The organism is Vibrio sp. JC009 (assembly GCF_029016485.1).
GTDB lineage: Bacteria > Pseudomonadota > Gammaproteobacteria > Enterobacterales > Vibrionaceae > Vibrio.
This window is the reverse complement of record NZ_CP092106.1, coordinates 1,440,322-1,454,467: the sequence shown is the minus strand read 5'-3', so window position 1 is coordinate 1,454,467 and position 14,146 is coordinate 1,440,322. Positions and strand designations below refer to the sequence as shown.

Annotated in this window: 16 protein-coding genes; 10 read left to right on the top strand and 6 right to left on the bottom strand. The window is 45.5% G+C overall.

The window, feature by feature from the left end; translation table 11 throughout:
• Window positions 1-24: 24 nt before the first annotated feature.
• Together L3Q72_RS06595 and L3Q72_RS06590 are read right to left on the bottom strand one after the other, a co-directional pair.
• A complete protein-coding gene (locus L3Q72_RS06595; protein WP_275131858.1) occupies window positions 25-570 on the bottom strand; it encodes a toxin YdaT family protein in 546 nt (181 codons plus the stop codon).
• Window positions 571-610: 40 nt separating this feature from the next.
• Entirely contained in the window at window positions 611-862 is a 252-nt protein-coding gene (locus tag L3Q72_RS06590; RefSeq protein WP_275131857.1) for a hypothetical protein, read from the bottom strand.
• A gap of 104 nt (window positions 863-966) precedes the next feature.
• Here L3Q72_RS06590 and L3Q72_RS06585 point away from each other — a divergent pair, with 104 nt between their 5' ends.
• Window positions 967-1,662 carry a S24 family peptidase gene (locus L3Q72_RS06585; RefSeq protein ID WP_275131856.1) on the top strand — a complete coding sequence of 232 codons (696 nt, stop codon included), beginning with the start codon at window positions 967-969 and terminating at the stop codon, window positions 1,660-1,662.
• Here the strand turns inward: L3Q72_RS06585 and L3Q72_RS06580 are convergent.
• Complete coding sequence (locus L3Q72_RS06580; protein ID WP_275131855.1) at window positions 1,647-2,747, bottom strand: hypothetical protein; 1,101 nt, start codon at window positions 2,745-2,747, stop codon at window positions 1,647-1,649. The two genes, L3Q72_RS06585 and L3Q72_RS06580, sit on opposite strands and share 16 nt — an antisense overlap.
• Before the next feature lie 208 nt (window positions 2,748-2,955).
• On the opposite strand from L3Q72_RS06580, the gene L3Q72_RS06575 reads away from it, so the two are divergent.
• The 8 genes from L3Q72_RS06575 (at window position 2,956) to L3Q72_RS06540 (ending at window position 7,694) form a co-directional block, all read left to right on the top strand.
• On the top strand, window positions 2,956-3,231 hold the full coding sequence (locus tag L3Q72_RS06575) for a hypothetical protein (RefSeq protein WP_275131854.1): 276 nt from the start codon (window positions 2,956-2,958) through the stop codon (window positions 3,229-3,231).
• Between the two features lie 144 nt (window positions 3,232-3,375).
• Window positions 3,376-4,023: a hypothetical protein gene (locus L3Q72_RS06570; protein WP_275131853.1), complete on the top strand. Its 648-nt coding sequence runs from the start codon at window positions 3,376-3,378 to the stop codon at window positions 4,021-4,023.
• A complete protein-coding gene (locus L3Q72_RS06565; protein ID WP_275131852.1) occupies window positions 4,020-4,397 on the top strand; it encodes a hypothetical protein in 378 nt (125 codons plus the stop codon). The genes L3Q72_RS06570 and L3Q72_RS06565 overlap by 4 nt, the downstream gene beginning before the upstream one ends.
• A gap of 72 nt (window positions 4,398-4,469) precedes the next feature.
• The gene (locus tag L3Q72_RS06560; RefSeq protein ID WP_275131851.1) at window positions 4,470-4,709 is read left to right on the top strand and encodes a hypothetical protein; all 240 of its coding nucleotides are present in this window, start codon (window positions 4,470-4,472) and stop codon (window positions 4,707-4,709) included.
• Window positions 4,709-4,969 (top strand): hypothetical protein, encoded by a 261-nt coding sequence (locus tag L3Q72_RS06555; protein WP_275131850.1) that lies wholly within the window; start codon window positions 4,709-4,711, stop codon window positions 4,967-4,969. Before L3Q72_RS06560 ends, L3Q72_RS06555 begins: the two co-directional genes overlap by 1 nt.
• A gap of 65 nt (window positions 4,970-5,034) precedes the next feature.
• The gene (locus L3Q72_RS06550) at window positions 5,035-5,952 is read left to right on the top strand and encodes a 3'-5' exonuclease (protein ID WP_275131849.1); all 918 of its coding nucleotides are present in this window, start codon (window positions 5,035-5,037) and stop codon (window positions 5,950-5,952) included.
• Window positions 5,953-6,013: 61 nt separating this feature from the next.
• A complete protein-coding gene (locus L3Q72_RS06545; RefSeq protein ID WP_275131848.1) occupies window positions 6,014-7,429 on the top strand; it encodes a DNA sulfur modification protein DndB in 1,416 nt (471 codons plus the stop codon).
• A gap of 40 nt (window positions 7,430-7,469) precedes the next feature.
• The gene (locus tag L3Q72_RS06540; protein WP_275131847.1) at window positions 7,470-7,694 is read left to right on the top strand and encodes a hypothetical protein; all 225 of its coding nucleotides are present in this window, start codon (window positions 7,470-7,472) and stop codon (window positions 7,692-7,694) included.
• 14 nt (window positions 7,695-7,708) lie between these two features.
• On the opposite strand, the gene L3Q72_RS06535 is transcribed toward L3Q72_RS06540, so the two are convergent.
• Window positions 7,709-8,917: a site-specific integrase gene (locus L3Q72_RS06535; protein ID WP_275131846.1), complete on the bottom strand. Its 1,209-nt coding sequence runs from the start codon at window positions 8,915-8,917 to the stop codon at window positions 7,709-7,711.
• A gap of 561 nt (window positions 8,918-9,478) precedes the next feature.
• Between L3Q72_RS06535 and L3Q72_RS06530 the strand changes: the two genes are divergently transcribed.
• A complete protein-coding gene (locus L3Q72_RS06530) occupies window positions 9,479-10,204 on the top strand; it encodes a DUF3581 domain-containing protein (RefSeq protein WP_275131845.1) in 726 nt (241 codons plus the stop codon).
• A gap of 107 nt (window positions 10,205-10,311) precedes the next feature.
• On the opposite strand, the gene L3Q72_RS06525 is transcribed toward L3Q72_RS06530, so the two are convergent.
• Both L3Q72_RS06525 and L3Q72_RS06520 read right to left on the bottom strand, forming a co-directional pair.
• On the bottom strand, window positions 10,312-10,773 hold the full coding sequence (locus tag L3Q72_RS06525; RefSeq protein WP_275131844.1) for an isoprenylcysteine carboxylmethyltransferase family protein: 462 nt from the start codon (window positions 10,771-10,773) through the stop codon (window positions 10,312-10,314).
• Between the two features lie 207 nt (window positions 10,774-10,980).
• Entirely contained in the window at window positions 10,981-14,019 is a 3,039-nt protein-coding gene (locus tag L3Q72_RS06520) for an FAD-binding and (Fe-S)-binding domain-containing protein (protein WP_275131843.1), read from the bottom strand.
• Between the last annotated feature and the right edge of the window lie 127 nt (window positions 14,020-14,146).

The following is a 14,146-nucleotide window of genomic DNA, read 5'->3' as shown; positions in this document are numbered from 1 at the left end:
CGCATCACGCTAATCATTGAGTGGTCAGCTCTTAAGCGTGATAAGTTTTTCAAGGTAGTTCATCAGCGGTTCGTGGGAACCGGCTGACTCCTGTACTTCTTTGTAGGCTGCGCGAAGTTGGTCAATCGTCGCGGTTTCAGGAAGCAGCAAAATAGCGCGGAATGCTTCGCTGGATTCTTTGTTGAAGTCGGCCAGTAGTGCATCACGATCGGCATGGGTATTGGTGCTGCCAATTTTGGCAACCGAGAACCCGAGCGGATTTAAGAACTGGTTAAGCGCAGTGCATGCCCGTTCTGCCGGCAGTGCTTTTAAGATGGCCGGAAGCAGATCCATGATGGTGGCTTTGGCTTCCACTGAACTGCGATCGATATAACGGAAAAAGTTTTGCGCGTTGTTTTTGTCGTCCGCGCCAGGGACTTTTAACAGCAGCTTGCGTTGGGCGTCTACCTCGTTGGGTATGTCGAGTTTGTGATAGAACAGTGCCGCTTTGTGGGCAATGCACTCTTTGCTGAGCTCCGTTCGCCAACTTTCTATGGCGTTACGGATAACGGTTTTCAGGCTGATTATCATTTTGGGTCCTTTACTGGTTGTTTATACAGAATGCTATTTTTCATGCAGCAGAACGAAACTTCTGTAACCTAGAGTTAAATCCTTCTGGAGATTTAAACGCTGACGGAGTGAGCATTTTGTAATCTAAACCAGTTAACTCATGAGCTTGTTGCATGCGTCCGAGCTTGGCAGGAAACTCCTCTGAAGCCTCCCATTTACGGACAGCCATTGGCGAAACGCCGAAAGTTTCTGCCATGTGTGCGTAGTTTCCACTAAAATATTTAGTGAGAACTATTTTTACTATGTTGGGCATTTTTCACCTCAAAGTGTAACTATGGGTTTTTATATTAAACAGTAACTGAAAGTATATGGCAAGAAATTTAGAATAACCTTTGGTTACTCTAGGAGCTGTCCGGAATGAATTACGAAACGAATAACAAGAAAACTTTTGCTGATAGACTGAATGAAGCCTGCACTAACGCGGGTATACCTGTTCGCGGCCGAGCCCAGTACATTCAAGATCGGTTAAGTGTAAAAATTTCTCGTGTTGCGGTTCGTAAGTGGTTAGTTGGTGATGCAATACCGGAAACCAAACGGCTAGGTGAAATCGCTGATATCGTTCATTCTTCCGTAGAAGAATTGCTTGGTAGTGAAGTAAACACATCTAAGAAGATCAGAGAAGAAGCTCACTCCAAAGGCGTTGTTCTGCCAGCTCTAAAAGCTTTCGAGGTTCCAGTCCTTTCTTGGAGCCAGGTTAGTGAGTTCTGCAATTCTGACTCGCCAGATATTTCTGATGATTGTGAAACCATACTCTGCCCTAACAAATCCGCATCAAAGCGCACTTTTGCACTGAGGGTAGTTGGCGATTCCATGACTAACCCATACGGGCGAACATATAGCGAAGGTTCCGTTATTTTTGTAGACCCGGAAAAAGAAGCGGCAGCTGGTCAGCGTGTAGTTGCCAGAACCGGACAAGGCCATGCGTTTAAGGAACTCGCTGTTAATGAACTTGGCGAGCATTATCTGAAGTCTCTCAATCCACACCATCAGCCTATTTTTAATGATGGGATTGAGATTTGTGGTGTGGTGATTGGATGTTATGTGCCTGAGTGAAACTCTCGATTGCCAATCAAGATGTCCAAAAACTCCAATTGATTACAGGTGTATGTGTCACTGTAACTTCGCAATAGCGGGGCATATGCCTGATATCTTACAAGTCCGTAGTACATCTCGTTTTTTACTTCATCCCACCCCATAGGTGCAGCGTTCTTAACTTGCAGAGAGACACCGGTTCTACTTTCAAATGTATCGCCTTCTTTAAAGGCAATAATTGGCCCTTGAGTCCATACCTGAACATTTTTTTTATTTTCCACACGCTGTTGATACATTAAGTCCAAAGCATCTCGAAATGCATAGCCAACTTTAAATTTCCAGTGAGAGTTGTTTAGATCACCTGTCATTGTTTTTCTATCATACGACACTTCAGGAACAACCAAGTGCTCTTTCAACCGATCGAAGGTTTCTTTCTTTTTTGAGACCCGAGTTTTGATAATATGTTCGATTAGCCCTACTTCACTAAGCTTTGACAGATCACTTTCAATTTGTTTTTTCGGAGCAGAACCTGTGGGCTCGATCTCGAAAACAAAATCCATGAACTTCTTAGCCGCTGCGTTTATATGATGAAAACTTGCTGGTTTCAGGCCTTTAGCACGAACAGACCAAGGACGCTTGTTAATAGGAACAAGGTCTAAATTAATATCATTAGGATCTTCATATACCTTCCCATCTAACTGGAGAAAGAAGCTTATAGATACTGCTTTTCCTGGCTTCATTTTTCCGTTTTTGAAAAAACCATGAACCCCCAGGGAGCTATTGCAACTGACTCCCCACCCCATAGATTCCAGTGTATCTTTATAGTATTCGAATACTTCTTGAAGCGAGTTTAGTTCCGGAAGCGGATCTAGTTTGGGTACCAACTTTGTTGCTTCAAAGCATTGCTGATCGATCAACTCAATCTTCTCTACCATAAAGGTTTTCACTATATTGGTGTTGTAACACCGAGCACGAACTTTTCCAGTATCGTTATCGATGCTAATAGGCCCCAACTCCCTTGCTTTACCGCAGTGTGACCCACCATGGTACTTCGCAAACACTCTATCTTTATTCTCTATAGCTCTTTCAATTATTTTTATCTTCATAACAAACCTAGCAATAACAATGACATAGGAATTAATAGTATGCGCAAGCTATAAAAATAAAGTTATGGCAGGGTTCAAATTCAATCTCAAATGTAACTATTGGTTATTGACAAATAAAAACCAGTGGTTACACTAACCGATAGTTACACAAGAGAGTGCAATGAGACTTTCACGCGGACTAACCACCCGCTAAACAGGAAACATCAAAATGAAAAAACTAAACCTATGGGACCTAACATCCCTGCTAAGAGCCATCCACGGCTACTACGAAAACCGTGAAGCCTTTATGGAGTATGTCCGCGGACTGGAAATTAATGACCCTATCCGCATCCAGTTTGAAGAAGCGGAAGAGGAAATGGTTTCGCTGATTAAAAGTATCGAGTTCTACATCGAGCCGGTTCAGGAAGATATCGCCGCGCTGGCACTGAATTCGGTGAATAACCTGCGGGAGCAGATTGAGATCCGCACCTGCGGGGGGAACTAAAAAAAGAAAACCCCCACGGTGACCAAACCGCAGGGGCATCTTTGTGCAATGAGACTTTCGCCTCGCAATCAAGTATATACAGGGCAGACCTCCCTGACAAGTCTATAGCTGATTGCAGGCACTCACCTTAAAGGAGTACTTGTAATGACAATTGGTATTGATGAATTGATGATCTTCTGCGACCAAACCGCACCCGGTTTCAAGCAGCAGCCATTTACCCTAAACGGTTCCACATACGCAACCAACGGCGCGGTAATTGTTCGGCTTAATAAGTTTTTGGATGCGCCAACTCTTGATGATATTTCGAAAGAGACAGATACAAAGCTGCTCGATAAAGAACGCATTTACGAAATATACCAGAACTCACCAACTAGCGAGTTGTTACCGCTTCCAATTATCACCGCAGAAACCATAACCTGCATTTGGTGTGCCGGTTATGGTTACCTCAGCTTATGCCCTGAGTGCAATGGCAATGGAGAGTTGGAGTTCAAAACAGAACACAACGAATATTACGTTCCATGTAAAACCTGTTTGGGCATAGGCCAGGCACCAACAAACCGTAAAGATGCCAATACTTGTAAACACTGTAACGCAACGGGAAAAGTGCATATGCGTAACAGCCGCACGGACTTTGGTGAGTTCCGTGGTGCTAACTGGTTGTTAGTCAAAATAGCCACTCTTCCAAATGTGAAGTTTGCTACTTGCAATAAGGATATGGCTAAGTTCGTTTTTGATGGCGGTGATGGCTATCTGATGGGAGTAAAGCGACCAGAGGGGCAGGCAGCAGCATGAGCAATGATCACCAAAAGGAACTTGGCCGTAAACGCGCCCAACGTTACCGGGACAAGAAAAAAGCCAGCGACAACTTTGAGGTTCGCGGCCTATACCTTCACCCGGTGGTGAAAAGGCAGTTGGATCAGGTTTGCGAGTTCTACGCCTACCCTGCTGAGCCCTATTCAGTTAATGAGGCGATTGAGGCCTGCATTCTCCGGGCATTTAAAGATATTGAGCGCATTAAGAAGGAACTGGGTACCTGCAAAAAGTGTGGCGAACCACTTCCGAAAGGCTGTGCCGCTCTGACTGAAGGAGGCTTGTTCAACGGTGATGCCACCTGCTGGCACACCATGAACCGGGTAAGGATTTTTATTCCGGGAGGAAACCAATGATCGCTTTAGGTATTAGCCTTTATGCCGTGGTCTGCGTGATTTTTTACGGCATCTATTCATGGAGTAACCGCAATGCAAACTAGAAAACAGAGTTTATTTGAGAGTGTGGTGAATGTGGTTATCGGGTATCTGGTTGCGCTGATTAGCCAGCTGCTTATCTTCCCGTTCTTTGGTATCCACCTGCCACTGAGCGACAACATGCTGATTGGTGCGTTTTTTACTGTGGTTTCGGTTGTTCGGAGTTATGCGCTGAGAAGGTTGTTTAATCGTCGGTGTAGTGAGAATCCTATTTTGGATATGGAGGTTAGGTGATGAACCACGAGCTAAACGGCATTGAAGGTGTTCCCGCAATAGCTGCTGCATACGGCATGAACAGAAACACGCTGTATACCAGGCTAAGAAAGGGAATGAGTTTAGAAGAAGCGGTATCCACCGAGGTAAAGGTGGTCGCCTCCTCTGCCAAACCTAAGGCTAAGGCTAATCCCAAAACTGAAGCCCAAAAGAAAACAATTGGCCTCCGCAAGCCTTCGTTACATCCGCTGTGGCGGTTAGCGTTGGGGATGGCGGCGTAACCCACTTGAATTAATAGCCGTTTGACCAACGGCAAATCTGAAAACAACCAAAGGAAATTTGTGCAATGAGTAAAAAAACAGAAATTATGATCGACCTCGAAACAATGGGCAAAAGCAGCAATGCACCTATTGTTAGCATTGGCGCAGTGGAATTTAACCCGGCTACCGGAGAGTTAGGTGCGGACTTTGAAACCGTAGTAAATCTAAACAGCTCTGCCTACTACGGCAAAATGGATGCATCGACCGTTCAGTGGTGGCTGCAGCAATCAGAAGAAGCCCGAGCGATCTTCAGTAAAGAGACTAAAAGTGTAACGCTTAGGAACGCTCTTCAGGAGCTTAACGACTGGCTGGCCCAGTTCGGTGAACCAAAAGACATCTACCTATGGGGCAATGGCTCCGGTTTCGACAATGTAATTCTAAACAATGCATTTAAAGCCGTCTGTATTCGCCCGAACTTCACTCACTGGAACGACACCGATGTACGAACCCTGGTGAAATTGGGACGTGAGATTCTTGGTATTGATCCTAAGTACACGCTTAAAAGAGAAGGTACCCACCATTCTGCGCTGGATGATGCTAGGTTTCAGGCCAGGTATGTGAGTGTGATATGGCAATACCTTGCTGCACGTAATAAGCCGGTGATCGATTGGCAATCTCCAGAAACAACGCCTGATATACCCAAAGGCGAAACAAAAACCTTTTGGTTAGCAACCCGATACAAGCGTAAAGACAAATGGCACACCGCTGTATTTGATGCTCAGTATGTCAATAAACCTCTTGAGTACGCTGAAGATGATTCTGATAAAGAGTGCCCACTTGACGATGAACATTTCGTTGATTGCGATGGTTGCCCAATAGAGGCACTAGGCTGGCATAGCCTTAAAGAGCATGCTGACTTCCATGGATACTACGAACCGATTGTGTTCAATGAGGAACGGGAGCTGCTTGGTTGGGGTGAATACTTGGCACCAGAGTTTAAATAGGCATTACTACCAGCTGCCTAAACAGCGGCTGGTAATATCAAACAATTGAGGAACTTGTGCAATGAGTACTGACGGTTATTTTTATCGCTTCCCTGCTGCTCAAGGCTTTCAGGCAGGACGGTGTTTTTATAATATTTCTGTCCCAATGCGGGTGTTAGTAAAACTGCTCCACATCGATGGCGGTAACGTTCTGGAGCGTTCACAGAGAACGGTTAACGATGGACGCGCGAAAAAAGTCGCGCAGTACATCAATGAAAATCAGGACAGCTTTATTATTCCATGCCTGACCGGAGTGGTTGAAACTCCTGATGGCATCGAACTACCAGAATTTATTGAGGTTGAGGAAACGGGTGTTGGTTCTCTGAAAATCTCCATGGACTGTAATATCAGGCTCTTCGACGGCCAGCACCGGGCAACAGGTATTGCCTATGCTCTGGAAACCAATCCGGATCTTGCTAGTCAGACTGTGCCGGTAATGCTGTTCACCAAACTATCTTTGGCTGAACGTAAGATGGCGTTTGCCGATATCAATCAAAATGTATCCAAGCCTGCTCAGAGCCTGAGTGATGCTTATAACTCTCGCGATCCCCTGCCCCAGTTAGCTATAGAACTGTCTACCAGCCTGTCATGCTTTAAGGGGCTGGTTGATTTCGAGCGCAACACGATAACGGCAAAGAGTGAATACCTGTTCCCACTGAAAACCATTAAAGACGCAACCGCCGATCTACTTAGCTTAGGTAAAAAACCTGCAGCCATTGAAGACGGGCAAGTTCAGTTTGCGAAGGAGTTCTGGACAGAGATCAGCAAGGCTATGAACTGGGGTGGTCTGTACTATGGTGACCAAACACCAGGTGAAATCCGCGAGAGCACTATCATCACTCATAGCGTTATGGTTAAGGCTATGGGGCTGGCAGGCAAGCACCTGCTGGCTGAAAAGTTCGATGTTAGCAATATTGATTTCTCAGGCCTGCAAGCTCTGGATTATTCAAAATCATCCTCTGATTTTATTGGCCGCTGCATTCAGAAAGAAACAGGCCGGATGATAGCAGATGCAACAGCAATCAAGCTTACCGCTATTAAACTATTACAGGCTGTTGGTTGTACCATCACGCCAGAACTAAAGGCTCTGGAAAAGCAGTTCTTTGGTGATGAAGAGTCTGTTCTTGGGTTTGATAATAACTATGACCGTCTGCAGTACATCCTGCATAAGCAGTTTGAAATGCATCCTGAGTATAAAGAGGTGTTTTTTAGCAAAGAGATGCAGGAAGAGTTGGTTGACAAGGTGATTGCAGCTGCAGATAAGCTGAAAATGGATATTACCAATCCTGCAATTAACTTCAATATCCAGCAGTTCTTCTGGTCTATCTTCAGCGCAGAAGAGCCCAACCGATATATCAATATCCGTTTCATTCAAGCTGAAATGGCTGCGTTTAAGCGGCTGTCTAGCTGGTTACCGAAAGAAACAACAGCCGCCTGACCAGCGGTTGATTATCAACTCAATTTTAGGAATTAATGCAATGAGTACGAATAGCCAAACAGAAACAGTTTTACCAAGAGTTCTTATCTCTGATAAAGAGATCAAAGAGAAGTTTGAAATTAGCCAACCAACACTTTGGCGTTGGACTGATAGGCAAGGCTTTCCCAAAGCAGTTAAAGAAAAGCGAGGTATGCGCCCTTACCACGCAGTAATTGCCTGGGCGGTAGAGCGCGGGATGTTGCCAGAAAATATGATAGCCAACTAAATAGCCAGGAGGATTTATTCCTCCTTTTTTGGTCCCTGTAAAACAGCACACCACCGTTTATAGGCGAGCCGCTGCTCTTCAATGTAGTCATAGTCTAAGTAGTGACTTTGCACCCCAGTATGAACTTTATGCCCAAGCATTGTTTCACCAACATGATATGGTACGCCGTGGGACTCCCATATATTCCGCGCTGTTCGTCTTATATCGTGATTGGTAGTTCTTGGATAGCCTAGTTGCTCCATCTCTTTACCCAATTTATCACCAAAATTCACAGGAGTGTTAGGCGACATTGGCCGATCTTCCTTCCGGTTTACTGGTGGGAACATAATTTCAAAATCAGGCCAAAGCGCAAATTGGTTTGTGATTGTTTCTACAGCTAGCTCTGGTATGGCTCTGCGTATCGCCCTGCCATCTTTTTTTCGGGTTTTATTGTTATCTTTGGGTACCGTCCAGATCATAGCGTCCAGGTCAAAATCACTTTTCTTTGAAAGCCGGAGCTCATTGGAGCGGTTTGCAAATATTACCGTTAACCTAAGAAAGTTACGGTTGCTCTCATGGATATCAACGTCATCTATCGCCTTCCAGAGAACTGGTACTGCATCAACAGATTGGCGGCTGCGTTTAACGTCTGTAGGCAATCCAACATCCCGCTTTTTCAGCTCTGATATTACATTGTGCTGTATCAGGCCATGACGAACGGCATATGAGATAACCTGTTTTAAGCGGGACATTAAGTTAGCTGAGTGTTTAGGCCCTACTCTATTTTTGGCTTTTTGGAAAACCGATATGAAATCTGCGAGCTCCAGCTGTTTTATCGGGTAAACCCCAATATAAGGGCTAATATCCGTCTGGAACATTTTCTCCAATGCTCGCCACTGCTTTACATTATCTTTGGCGTGGTGGTTAACCCAGTATTCAATGACATCATCTAAAGTAACCGGCTTACTCCCTAGCGTTGATGAAGTAGCCTTTCTTGGATCGATTCCCTGAGCAACCAGTTCTGCTTTACCATCCCGTTCACGAAGTGCGTCTCTGATCTTCATTGCTGGATACTCGCCCAACTTCATTTTGATGGGTTTACCATAAAAGTTAACTCGGTAGATCCAGGTAACCTTACCTTTTGGACTAATACGAACGCCTACGCCATCTCGATATGTTATCTCTGATTTCCCGCTATACGGTTTGCCATAGACTGACCGAAGCCAGGTATCTGTGATTGCCATAATTCTTTGTCCAAATAACTTTTGGTACAAATTTGGTACAAGACTCTGGCGAATGCAAGGGAATTTTCACGAATCTCTAACAACGTTCCAAAAAGAAAAATTAAACGTAACTATATGATTAACGGTAAAATACCAGAGAAAATGGAATTAATAAGAATGGTTGTGAATTTGGAATTTAGCTAGATGTGAATCACACGAAGCAACACATGTTCAAATAAATAAATGAATTCTAGTTCTTTTTGACCGACATTCAGTAATACGTATACCAGACGATCTCCAAGGAAGAGGGATTGTACCTGTGTATGTTTATGAATGCAAAGACAAAGGGCCCTGGGGTTCCGGGCCCTAGGCCCTGGGAAGGCGCTATTATTAGCTTTCTTTATAAAATCATACGTTTTCCCAGGGCCCAGAACCCATAGGACGAAGTCCGTTCCCAGGCCCCTTCCCCCCATCCCAAGTTTAAGAATTCCCCCAGTATTTCGTCACTTCCCCACTGGTTATACCAATTATTCCCAAAAACTTAGGTATACTTCGCCCGTTTTTGGTAATCAGCTAAGAGTTATGTTTTTAAAACCTTATTTTTCTACTATTCGTGAGCAATTTCAGTTCACCCGTCAACAGGCTAGCCACTTTGCAAAAAAGGTAGCTGGTGACTTCAACCCTATCCACGATGAAGATAACAAGCGCTTCTGCGTTCCGGGCGATCTTCTTTTTGCTGTGCTTCTTAAAAAAGAAGGCATCAGCCAGAAGATGCGTTTTAACTTCTCAGGCATGGTAGGTGAAGGCATTGGCCTGCAGGTAGAAAAGAAAGGAGAAGGCGACAGCGCACTTGTGGATGAGAAAGGTAAAGAGTACCTGCACATGACACATGAAGGCGAGACCAGCCGTAACCCTGAATTTATCGAGCACGTTGTTAAAAACTATGTTCAGTTCTCAGGTATGAACTTCCCGCACATCATGGTTCCTCTGATGGAAGAGAAGCAGATGATGATTAACTGTCAGCGCCCGTTGGTAATGTACGAAAGCATGGAAGTGGAATTTGACCGCCTGGACCTGACTCACCCTGAAGTGACTTTCGCTGGTGCAACCTTCGATGTTGAAGGTAAACGTGGCGTAGTGACACTTAACTTTGACTTTAAAGAAGACGGTGAAATTGTAGGCAAAGGCAGTAAACGAATGATCGCCAGCGGCCTTAGACCTTATAGCCAGGAATCGATTGATGATCTTGTTTATCGGTTTAACGAGCGGAAGGGTAGTTTTTTGGCTGATGCGATGATAGCGGCATAATTTAAAAAAGGCTATGGGCTATGGGACGGGCTTTGCCCTTGAGGGTTTAAGGAGCCAAGACGCTCTTCCCCATAGCCTATAGCCCTAAGCCCTCAATCCCAATAATTTTAAATCCACCTTCTAACCTCCCCCATATACCGCACATACTCATCCCCAAACCTTCCTTCTAAATGCTTTTCCTCAGGCATAATCTGAAATTTATTCATAAAGGGAACAAACAGCGCGGATACAAACAGAGAAAGTAAATCCTGCTGCCAGTAGCCGTAAGCGATAAGTAAAAGAAGAAGGCCGAAGTACATAGGGTTGCGGGAAAAGCGGTAAATTCCGGTGTTTACTATTCTTTTGGTTTTGTGGACGTGCATTGGGTGGACTGTGGTTTCGAACTTTTTAAATTCGTATAAACCCACCAGGCCGAATATTCCGGAGGCGACAAAACAGCCTCCGGATACCAGCCAGACAAAAGGAAGTGACACAACGAACATGCTCTGAATACTGTGCAGCCAGTACATCGCCGCCACCCAGACAATAAAGGTGAATACCGGCGGTATTTTGAGTTCCAGAATTTTCAATTACCTCTCCCTTTACGAAATAACAAAACACTCCACATTCGTCATTCCGGAAATTGCGAAGATTTTATCCGGAATCTACTGTCAACGCGCTGTAGAGCCTAATGTAATATTTTTACCTTACAACGCTGCCTCAGCCAGGTTCCCGTTTTCACGGGAATGACAGAGAGTTGGAATCCTGTTTCTCGTTTTACCTGCGACTGAGCTAAATCAGCGCATCAACTCCAGCAATGCCTGCAGTGGATGTTTCGGCTGGAACTGCTCCTGGCGTTTAACCTGACTGCGACAGGAATAACCCGTTACCAGACAGCGCTCCTTCGGCAACTTCTCAAAGTTCTGCTTCCAGCTTAGATCATAGATATCCCGCGACATCTGCAACTTATCCGCCTCATGACCAAAGGTACCGGCCATACCACAGCAGCCGACAGAAACCGTCTCCAGCACGCCGCCAAAGAACTTAAATATGGTGGTCCACTCTTTCTCGGCGTTTGGCATTCTGGTTTTTTCAGTACAGTGAGCAAACAGATACCATGGAGGCAATTCAGAAGGCTCTCCGCATTCAAAGCTATCCAGCCTGTTTATCATCCACTCATGAACATTCAGAACCTGAAACTCACCACGCTTCTCGCCAAGAATGTCCACATACTCATCCCGGTAACAAAGTACCAGCGCCGGATCAACGCCTACCATAGGGATCTCAAGGTCGGCCACCTGCGAAAGGAAAGCGGATGTGGTCTTAGCCGTATTGGTAAACTGCTTTAAGAAACCTTTAATATGCTGAGCTTTACCATTTGGCTTAAACGGCAGAATAACCGGCGTCTTACCCAGTTTTTCAACCAGAGCAATAAAGTCTTCCACCACCTGAGCATCGTAGTAAGAAGTAAAAGGATCCTGCACAATCAGTACATGGTTCTGCTTATCCTCTTTGGAAAGCGCAGCCAGAGCCTGCATATCAAACTCTGTCAGTGACCTCTTCGAAAGACGCTTTTTCAGAGTCGGGGAAGAAAGTAATGGCGCATCAACATAACCAACCGATGCCGCGGTTAAATTCTGCACCCACTTTTGTGACAGTGTAGCATTAACAATCTTAGGCATCTTCGCCATCATAGGCAGCATATTTTCAATATTCGCTACCAAGTAGTCTTTTGCCGGTCTTTGGTATCTTGAGTAGTAGATATTCAGGAAACGAGCCCTGAAGCTTGGCACATCAACCTTAATCGGACACTGAGTTCCGCACGCTTTACAGGCCAGACAGCCGTTCATGGCTTCATAAACTTCGTGTGAGAAGTCATACTCATGACGTTTGTTCAGATTATTCCGGACCCGGTCAATCATCTCTTTAATAGTCGGTGTGCTGTTTAGCGTCTTCTCTTCCAGATCCAGAACATCAATGCCCTGCTCCGTCAATTGACGAAGCCATTCACGAACCAGACCAGCGCGGCCTTTCGGTGAATGTCTGCGGTCTGCAGTAATTTTCATGGAAGGACACATTGGCGAACTGGTGTCATAGTTAAAGCACAGGCCGTTACCGTTACATTCCATCGCCATTTTAAAGCTGTCTCTGACCTTCACATCAATCTGTCGGTCATAGTAGGCACGTTTACGACCACTGACTTTAACCAGCTCTTCGCCGCTTTCCAGAGGCGTACAGATCTTACCCGGGTTCATTTTGTTATGCGGGTCGAACGCCGTTTTAACCCGGCGAAGCTCATTAAACAACTCTTCACCGAAAAACTCAGGGCCATATTCAGAGCGGTAACCTTTACCATGCTCGCCCCACATCAGGCCGCCATACTTAGCAACCAGAGTGACAACACGGTCGGAGATTTCCTGCATCAGCTCTTCCTGATGCGGGTCGCACAAATCCAGCGCAGGTCTTACGTGCAGAACACCGGTATCCACATGTCCAAACATGCCGTACTGCAGCCCCTTTTCATCAAGCAGCTCACGGAACTCTGAAATAAAATCAGCCAGATTTTCAGGCGGAACACAGGTATCTTCTGTGAAGGCAACAGGCTTTGCCCTGCCCTCTGCTGCACCCAGCAAGCCCACCGCTTTTTTACGCATGGCATAAATACGGTTGATGCTGGCCAGATCTTCGCAGATCTGATAACCGATAATGCCGGCTTCATTGGAAGACGACATCTGTTCCAGCTTTTCAGTCAGCGCCTCGACGTTCTGCTTAACCTGCTCCGCATCCTGCCCGGCAAATTCTACAATGTTAATGCCCAGCAGCTCTTTATCCGGCACATCGGTCAGCAGATCACTCACCGTGTTCCAGACAATATCCTGCTTAGCCAGATTAAGCACTTTGGAATCAATGGTTTCGACAGAAAGCGCATTGGCTTTTACCAGAAAAGGCGCAGTACGCAGTGCAGAATCAAAGCTGTCATACTTTACGTTAACCAGAGTTCTGACTTTCGGTATCGGAGTCAGGTTAAGCTTGGCTTCCGTAATAAATGCCAGAGAGCCTTCAGAGCCGCAAAGTACTGCGGTCAGATCAAAACTGTCGTCTTCGCCTATTGCGTTTTTCAGGTCATAGCCCGTTAAGAAGCGGTTTAGATCCGGGAATTTATCGACAATTTGCTCACGCTTATCTCTACAGACGCTCTCTGTCATCTGACAGGCATCAAAGGCATATTCACCTTCAACCGGCACGCCGTGAGAATTGTCGGTCTCATAAACTGAGCCGTCCGCAAATACCGCCTGAAGCGAAAGAACGTGGTTTGATGTTTTACCATAAACCAGAGAGCCCTGCCCGGAGGCGTCGGTATTAATCATGCCACCTAGTGTGGCCCGGTTACTGGTGGAAAGCTCCGGAGAGAAAAACAGTCCGTGCGGGCGAACAATATCGTTAAGCTTATCTTTAACAATACCGGTCTGAACACGTACCCAGCCCTCTTCAGGGTTAATTTCTAAAACCTGATTCATATGGCGGGACATGTCCACCACTATGCCCTTGGTCAACGACTGGCCGTTGGTACCTGTACCTCCCCCTCGCGGAGAAAAAGTCACGCGGTCATATTCAGGATTGTTGCTGGTTTTCCCAAGCAAGACTACATCTGAAGTTGACCTTGGATGGACAACTGCCTGAGGTAACTGCTGATAGACACTGTTGTCTGTGGAAACAGCTAAACGGCTGGAGTACTGGGTTTCAATATCACCGGTAAATCCGGCTTGCTTTAATTCTTCAAGGAATCTAACTACGACTGGATCGACGTCCGTCTGGCTTGCTAATCTTGGTAACATCTCGCTTCCTGCCCCGATTTTTATAATTCCGATCTATTCGGGTAACTTAATCGGGTCACTTTACCTTATTTGCCAATTGAACAAAAGCATCAAAATGAGAGATATTTTCATGAAGAGTTTTTAATTT

Excerpts from the sequence above, each read along its gene's own strand:
- L3Q72_RS06595 (WP_275131858.1), bottom strand. The coding sequence starts at position 570 with ATGATAATCAGCCTGAAAACCGTTATCCGTAACGCCATAGAAAGTTGG.
- L3Q72_RS06590 (WP_275131857.1), bottom strand. The coding sequence starts at position 862 with ATGCCCAACATAGTAAAAATAGTTCTCACTAAATATTTTAGTGGAAAC.
- L3Q72_RS06585 (WP_275131856.1), top strand. The coding sequence starts at position 967 with ATGAATTACGAAACGAATAACAAGAAAACTTTTGCTGATAGACTGAAT.
- L3Q72_RS06580 (WP_275131855.1), bottom strand. The coding sequence starts at position 2,747 with ATGAAGATAAAAATAATTGAAAGAGCTATAGAGAATAAAGATAGAGTG.
- L3Q72_RS06575 (WP_275131854.1), top strand. The coding sequence starts at position 2,956 with ATGAAAAAACTAAACCTATGGGACCTAACATCCCTGCTAAGAGCCATC.
- L3Q72_RS06570 (WP_275131853.1), top strand. The coding sequence starts at position 3,376 with ATGACAATTGGTATTGATGAATTGATGATCTTCTGCGACCAAACCGCA.
- L3Q72_RS06565 (WP_275131852.1), top strand. The coding sequence starts at position 4,020 with ATGAGCAATGATCACCAAAAGGAACTTGGCCGTAAACGCGCCCAACGT.
- L3Q72_RS06560 (WP_275131851.1), top strand. The coding sequence starts at position 4,470 with ATGCAAACTAGAAAACAGAGTTTATTTGAGAGTGTGGTGAATGTGGTT.
- L3Q72_RS06555 (WP_275131850.1), top strand. The coding sequence starts at position 4,709 with ATGAACCACGAGCTAAACGGCATTGAAGGTGTTCCCGCAATAGCTGCT.
- L3Q72_RS06550 (WP_275131849.1), top strand. The coding sequence starts at position 5,035 with ATGAGTAAAAAAACAGAAATTATGATCGACCTCGAAACAATGGGCAAA.
- L3Q72_RS06545 (WP_275131848.1), top strand. The coding sequence starts at position 6,014 with ATGAGTACTGACGGTTATTTTTATCGCTTCCCTGCTGCTCAAGGCTTT.
- L3Q72_RS06540 (WP_275131847.1), top strand. The coding sequence starts at position 7,470 with ATGAGTACGAATAGCCAAACAGAAACAGTTTTACCAAGAGTTCTTATC.
- L3Q72_RS06535 (WP_275131846.1), bottom strand. The coding sequence starts at position 8,917 with ATGGCAATCACAGATACCTGGCTTCGGTCAGTCTATGGCAAACCGTAT.
- L3Q72_RS06530 (WP_275131845.1), top strand. The coding sequence starts at position 9,479 with ATGTTTTTAAAACCTTATTTTTCTACTATTCGTGAGCAATTTCAGTTC.
- L3Q72_RS06520 (WP_275131843.1), bottom strand. The coding sequence starts at position 14,019 with ATGTTACCAAGATTAGCAAGCCAGACGGACGTCGATCCAGTCGTAGTT.